The organism is Spiroplasma sp. hy2 (assembly GCF_044714365.1).
Classification (GTDB): Bacteria; Bacillota_I; Bacilli_A; order Mycoplasmatales; family Mycoplasmataceae; genus Spiroplasma; species Spiroplasma phoeniceum.
The window spans coordinates 1-5,690 of the sequence record NZ_RXFZ02000057.1 but is presented as its reverse complement, the minus strand read 5'-3'; the positions used below and the strand labels follow the sequence as shown (position 1 = coordinate 5,690).

Annotated in this window: 5 protein-coding genes; 2 read left to right on the top strand and 3 right to left on the bottom strand. The window is 26.9% G+C overall.

Translation table 4 applies throughout. The annotated features are described in order from the left end of the window. Nucleotides 1–372 (bottom strand): hypothetical protein (locus tag EHV01_RS02810; RefSeq protein ID WP_422066107.1); only part of this gene is annotated, 372 nt, incomplete at its 3' end. An 802-nt stretch (nt 373–1,174) separates the two neighbouring features. On the opposite strand from EHV01_RS02810, the gene EHV01_RS02805 reads away from it, so the two are divergent. Next, the gene (locus tag EHV01_RS02805) at nt 1,175–2,218 is read left to right on the top strand and encodes a rod shape-determining protein (RefSeq protein WP_400248956.1); all 1,044 of its coding nucleotides are present in this window, start codon (nt 1,175–1,177) and stop codon (nt 2,216–2,218) included. Nucleotides 2,219–2,271: 53 nt separating this feature from the next. After that, nucleotides 2,272–3,330, top strand: a complete 1,059-nt coding sequence (locus EHV01_RS02800; protein WP_422066106.1) for a rod shape-determining protein — start codon at nt 2,272–2,274, stop codon at nt 3,328–3,330. Nucleotides 3,331–3,399: 69 nt separating this feature from the next. Here the strand turns inward: EHV01_RS02800 and EHV01_RS02795 are convergent, their stop codons facing one another. Further along, on the bottom strand, nt 3,400–4,170 hold the full coding sequence (locus EHV01_RS02795) for a TatD family hydrolase (RefSeq protein WP_422066105.1): 771 nt from the start codon (nt 4,168–4,170) through the stop codon (nt 3,400–3,402). A gap of 9 nt (nt 4,171–4,179) precedes the next feature. Further along, nucleotides 4,180–5,529, bottom strand: coding sequence for a tRNA uridine-5-carboxymethylaminomethyl(34) synthesis GTPase MnmE (gene mnmE / locus EHV01_RS02790; protein WP_422066104.1), 1,350 nt, complete (start codon nt 5,527–5,529; stop codon nt 4,180–4,182). Between the last annotated feature and the right edge of the window lie 161 nt (nt 5,530–5,690).

Sequence of the window (5,690 nt, the reverse complement as noted above, 5' to 3'; positions counted from 1 at the left end):
ATYWGCATAACTTGTAACAAATTGTTTAATTTCTGTTGAAATTTCATTTGTTTTAACAATTTGATTTTGAGGAAAATTAGCATTTGTTATTTGTTGACTTCCACCCTCTTCATAACTAAGGTCAGATATTTTACCCAAATTAAAATTACATTGACCTCTTCCTGCAAATAATTCTGTATCACTATAATCATAATTTTCAATTGTAATTGCAGTATTAGTAATAGAAAAATTACCTATATTATTTATTTCAATATTTTCATAAGTATCCATAAACTTATTTATACTTTGAATTGTTGGGTCAATTTGTTTTAAATCAATTTCTGTTTCATAATAACCTTTATACTCATTTAAAGTATCAAATAAATTAACCATATTACTTAATAGACTTCTTGCATAACCTAGTTATTTTAAAATTCCTATAAAATATATTTAAAATAGAAATTATAGGAATTTTAAAATAACTAGGTTATGCAAGAAGTCTAATATATTTTTTGCTTGGATAAACAAAAACTTTATTAAGCCATCATCCTATATGATTACCATGATTAGGTAAATTTATAAAAATAGCATTATTGGTTCGTAATTTTATTAATTTATTGTTAATAAAAATATTTGTTATTGATTTATTATTTAAATTATTCATTCTTCTAATATTTCTTTTTGTTTAGATACATAAGAAGAATTGATTGCTAAATCATTGATTTTTTCAATGTTTTTTTCTTAATTTTCTTATATATATAAAAACCTCCATTAAAAACATTGTTTATAATCAATGTTGTAGACAACTGCTTTAGTTCAATGTTTATTAAGAAACAAAGATTAAAAACATTGTTTTAAAACATTGATTGTTAAAAAAAAGTACAATTTTGACACACTTAAAACACTATTTAATTTTTAATAGTTTATTTTTACAAAAATATGAAATTAAATAATTTAACATGTTAAGTGAGTCATTTTTTAATTAAAAAAACAACTCCTTTCTTTTAATTAATAAGAGTTGTTTTGTCCTATTTCATCGTTTATTCTACAAAAGATTAGGATTTATGTTATAATATTTTTGTATTGTATTCTCTATCTGAAAATAAATATAGAGACTTGCAATTCATTTATTGATTAATCACAAATATATTAATCTAACTAATTAATTTAACAAGAAACAGGAGGACAAAATTACATGGCTTTATTTAATAGTGCAAAAAAACCGGCTTTCGTTTCTATGGATTTAGGAACTGCTAATACATTAGTATATGTTTCAGGTTCAGGAATCATTTACAATGAGCCTTCAATTGTTGCTTACAGAATTAAAGAAAACAGAATTATTGCTGTAGGAGCCGAAGCTTACAAAATGATCGGAAAAGGAAATAAGTCAATTCGTATTGTTAGACCAATGGTTGACGGAGTTATTACAGATATTCGTGCAACAGAAGCACAATTAAGATATATCTTTACAAAACTACGTATTACAAAACAATTAAAACATTCAATTATGTTATTGGCTTGTCCATCAGTAATTACTGAATTAGAAAAAGCTGCTTTGAAAAAAATTGCTATGAACTTAGGAGCATCAAAAGTTTTTGTAGAAGAAGAAGTTAAAATGGCTGCATTAGGTGGCGGGGTTGATATTTACAAACCTGCTGGAAACCTAGTGATTGATATGGGAGGAGGAACAACAGATATTGCTGTTATTGCCTCAGGAGATATCGTATTATCAAAATCAGTTAAAGTTGCTGGAAATTACTTAAATGATGAAGCACAAAAATTCATTCGTTCACAATATGGTCTAGAAATTGGATCAAAAACTGCTGAACAAATTAAAATCGAAATTGGGTCATTATCAAAATACCCTGACGAAAGAAGAATGAAAGTTTATGGACGTGATGTTGTTTCAGGATTACCAAGAGAAATTGAAGTAACACCTGAAGAAATCAGAGAAGTATTAAAAGTACCAGTGTCAAGAATTATTGACCTAACAGTTCAAGTGTTAGAAGAAACACCACCAGAATTAGCTGGTGATATCTTCAGAAATGGAATTACAATCTGTGGAGGAGGAGCTTTAATCAACGGGATTGATCGTTACTTTACAGATACATTACAATTACCATCAAAAATTGGAGAACAACCATTATTAGCTGTTATTAATGGAACTAAAAAATTCGAATCAGACATCTTTGATATCTTAAGATTAGAATCAATGCATGTAAAAGAATTAAATTACTAGAATAATCATTAATTGATTATAATAGTTATTAAATTGTTAAGGAGGACAAAAACGTGAGACCAGAAACTAGACCATTTATTTCTCTTGACTTAGGAACTGCTAATGTTTTAGCATATGTTTCAGGACAAGGTGTAGTCTACAATGAACCATCATTAATGGCTTATAACAATAAAACTAATAGTTTAATTGCTTTAGGGAAAGCTGCCTATGATATGGTAGGAAAAACACACGGAGATATTAGAATGGTAACACCATTAGTAGATGGAGTTATCGCAGACATGGAAGCTGCACAAGATTTATTAAAACATATCTTTTCAAGAATGAAAATGATGAACATTTGAAAAAATGCTATTGTATTATTAGCATGTCCAAGTGGAGTTACTGAACTTGAAAGAGAAGCATTAAAAAATGTTGCTAAAGAAATGGGCGCTGAATTAGTTATCATTGAAGAAGAAGCTAAAATGGGCGCTTTAGGAGCAGGAATTAATATTGAATTACCTCAAGGTCATTTAATCATTGATATTGGTGGAGGAACAGCTGATTTAGCTATTATTTCATCAGGTGATATCGTTGTTTCAAGATCAATTAAAGTTGCCGGAAATCATTTTGATGATGATATTCGTAAATACATTCGTTCAGAATATAACATTGCAATTGGGCAAAAAACAGCTGAAAATGTTAAAAAATTCATTGGTTCATTAGTTAAATACCATAACGAAAGATCAATGCAAATCTACGGACGTGATATTGTTTCAGGATTACCAAAAGAAGCAAAAATCTTTTCAGAAGAAATTAGAAATGTTTTATTAAATGCATTTTCTAAAATTACAGATTTAGTAATTGAATTATTAGAAAATACACCACCAGAATTAGCTGGTGATATTATGAGAAATGGAATTACAATCTGTGGAGGAGGAGCTTTAATTAGAAATATTGATAAATATTTCTTTGATATTTTCCAATTACCAACCAAAATAGCTTCAGATCCATTAAATTGTGTTATCGAAGGAACAAAAATCTTTGAAAAAACAATTAAGAAAAACATCGAAGATGGTTTATATAATTTCCAAGAAAAAGGATTATTATCGTCATTAGGTAAAAAAAGAAAATAAATTGAAGCAAAAAAATATTAGGTTAACCTAATATTTTTTTATTGTAATTTTTAAATTTGAAATTAAAAATTAATCAAGATTAAATAACTTGCGTGCATTCTTATTAGTAATAAGAATCATTTCTTCAACCGGCATATTCTTTAATTCTGCTAATTTTTTAACTGTATACATAATAAATTTAGGATAATTCTTTTTCCCTCGATATGGATCAGGAGTTAAATATGGTGCATCAGTTTCCACTAAAATTTTATTTAATGGTACCATTTTAGCAACTTCCCGTAATTCCTGAGCATTTTTAAAAGTAATATTACCAGCAAACGAAAGATAAAATCCTAAATCTAAAAATTTTTGAGCCATTTGAATTGTTCCATTATAACAATGCATCAAACCTTGTGTTATTTTTTGTTCTTTTAATATTTCATAACAATCTTCATAAGCATCACGGCAATGAATGGCAAGTGGAAGATTATGTTGTTTTGCTAATTCAATTTGTTTAATAAATCAATGCTTTTGTAAATCTGGAGAAACAGTTTTATGAAAATAATCTAAACCAATTTCGCCAACAGCAATTACTTTATCACTATTTAATAATTGATCTAATTTCTCTAAATCTGAAAACCCATATTTAGCAACATCAGTTGGATGAAACCCAATTGTTGCAAAAACATTATCATAATGCATTGCATGGCGAACTGCTGCTTGGCTAGAATCTAAATCATAACCAACATTATTAAGTCAAAACACGCCACTAATTTTAGCATCAGCAATAATAGCTGATGTTTCTTCGTTCTCATATTCATGTGACATTAAATGACAATGTGTGTCAAAAATTCCTTGCATATTTTCCTCCTATTTTCCTAGGCAATACTTACTAAAAATTGTTGTTAATAAGTCTTCTTCATAGTTTTCACCTAGAATATCACCCAATATTTCTCAAGCCTCATGTAAGTCAACATTAATAATATCAACCGGAAATCCACTGGTACTATTATTATATGCATTTTTTATTGAATTTGCTACCTTCTCTAATAAAGAAATTTGTTTTATATTTGACAAAACTAGTTGATCATCTTTTGTAATCTGGGCTGTTTTATATAAATTTAAAATTTTATCAATAAGAGAGTTGATATCTCGGTTTAATGCTGAAATTAAAAGAATATTTTGTTGCAAATTTTCATTTTGTACTTGCATATTAAGTAAATCGCTTTTATTTAAAACTAACAAATATTCTTTATTTTTAATTAGTTTTTTAAGTTCGGGAATTAAATTCATTAAATCAGCATAATTATCAGCAACAATTAAAATTAAATCAGCATTAATAACTTGTTGACGTGCTTTATCAATTCCAATTTGCTCAATTTTATCAACTGTCTCACGTAAGCCAGCTGTATCAATAATATTTAATGTTAATGGTCCTAAATTAATCTTTCCTTCAACAATATCTCTTGTTGTTCCTGGCAAATTAGAAACAATAGCTTTATCTTCGTTCATTAATGCATTTAATAATGATGATTTTCCAACATTTGGCTTTCCTAAAATTAAGACATTAATACCATCATCAATCATTTTTCCAACTTTACTAATTTTAACTAAATCATTAATTTTTTGTTCTAAAATTAATAACCGTTGGTTTAATTCTTGTGTAGTTAAATCACCAACACCATCATATTCAGGATAATCAATATTTACTTCAATATTTGCAATGATATCTAATAATTCATCACGATATGTACTAATTAAATAAGTATTTTTATTTTGCAAATTATTCAAAGCTATTTTTGCACTAGTATCATTTGTCGCATTAACTAAGTTATTAATAGCATCTGTCTGAATTAAATTAAGTTTTCCATTTAAAAACGCTCGTTGTGAAAATTCACCTTTATTTGCTAAACGTGCTCCATTTTTTAGTAATAACTTAATAATATTATTTGTAACTAATACGCCACCATGGCAATTAATTTCAATAATATCTTCTCCAGTAAAAGAATTAGGTTTTTGAAAACAAACCAAAATAACTTGGTCAATAATTTCTTTGCCATCTCTTAAATAACCATAGTAAATTTGATTTCCGTGTGGAATAATTTTTTTTGAAAAAACTTTATTAATAATTTTATAACTATCTACTCCAGACATGCGAATAATTGCAATTGCTTGCTTTACCATTGCAGTTGCTGGAGCAATTACTGTATCTTCAATCATTTTATAAAACTCCTATTTTATTATTATATCAAACAATAAATTATAAATTCAAGCTTTAATTCTTTAATTTTGTCGAAAACTCTTGATGAAATAAAAAAAATCATCAATATGACAATTTGAAAACTAATTTTGTGTAAGATTATGATTTTGCTTTAAATTTA